Origin of the sequence: Vaccinium witches'-broom phytoplasma str. VAC (assembly GCF_000309405.1) — a bacterium.
Lineage (GTDB): Bacteria > Bacillota_I > Bacilli_A > Acholeplasmatales > Acholeplasmataceae > Phytoplasma.
Window position 1 is genome coordinate 1 of sequence record NZ_AKIN01000183.1, and the last position, 390, is coordinate 390.

1 protein-coding gene is annotated in these 390 nt (G+C 24.4%); it reads right to left on the minus strand.

Annotated elements, in window-relative coordinates; translation table 11 throughout:
• Positions 1–177: 177 nt before the first annotated feature.
• A partial coding sequence (locus tag RI68_RS04100; RefSeq protein ID WP_222813015.1) for a hypothetical protein occupies positions 178–390 on the minus strand: 213 nt, incomplete at its 5' end.

Below are 390 nucleotides of genomic sequence, written 5' to 3' on the forward strand. Positions count from 1 at the left end.
AGCAAGACAGTAAAAATAGTGGTTTGCATAGTATCTATTCTATGGGCCAAAATTTCCTCAACCGCAAATCCTTTAACAAATTTGAGGCAAAAATCGCTTATATTTAAAAACAAAGCCAGAAGAAACATTTTTATTTTTAAGAACCAATTCAACATAAAGTTTATTCCTTTCTGATTTTTATTCCAATTCTTTTAATAATTTGTTTATTTGTTCGATAATAAATAATTTGTTGTTTTTAACAACCTTTTTATTTATAGTTTTTTTATTTTTAATAACAGTTTTTTTATTAAGTTGTTTTTTAGTATTTATTGGTTGAGCATGAGTGCCTTTTTTTCTGATAGCCATTTTTTTTATTTCCTTTCTTGATAATGATTTTCTTACCCATAAAGA